This window comes from Micromonospora sp. DT227, assembly GCF_049841835.1.
In the GTDB taxonomy this organism is placed as follows: domain Bacteria; phylum Actinomycetota; class Actinomycetes; order Mycobacteriales; family Micromonosporaceae; genus Micromonospora.
On sequence record NZ_JBNCLA010000059.1, the window covers coordinates 1 to 499 of the forward strand.

The 499-nt window shown below is 68.1% G+C and carries 1 protein-coding gene; it reads left to right on the forward strand.

The features are described from left to right. Positions 1-499: beta-ketoacyl synthase N-terminal-like domain-containing protein (locus ACLQ2W_RS33880; protein WP_425791976.1), on the forward strand; the 499-nt coding region annotated here is incomplete at both ends.

The window sequence follows — 499 nt, forward strand, 5'->3', positions numbered from 1 at the left end:
GCCACGACAGCGCCCAGTCGATCCCACCCGACCGGGCATTCCGCGAACTCGGCTTCGACTCCCTGACCGCGGTGGAGTTGCGTAACCGGTTGGCCGCCGCGACCGGACTGCCGTTGCCGGCCACGCTGGTCCTCGACTACCCCAGTGCGGGGGTGTTGACCGACCATCTGACGGACCTGCTGCTTGGCAACAACGCTGCCGTGGCCGTCGCGCCGGCGACGGTTGGTGCAGATGTCGACGAGCCGGTGGCGATCGTCGGGATGGGGTGTCGGTATCCGGGTGGGGTTGATGACCCGGACGGGTTCTGGCGGTTGCTGGTCGAGGGTGTCGACGCGGTCAGTGAGTTCCCCGCGGATCGGGGTTGGGACCTGACGGCGCTGCACGACCCCGGTCGGCAGCGGTCGGAGATTCGGTACGGAACATTCCTTTCCGGGGCCGGGATGTTCGACGCGGGGTTCTTCGGGATCAGTCCGCGGGAAGCTGTGGCGATGGATCCGCA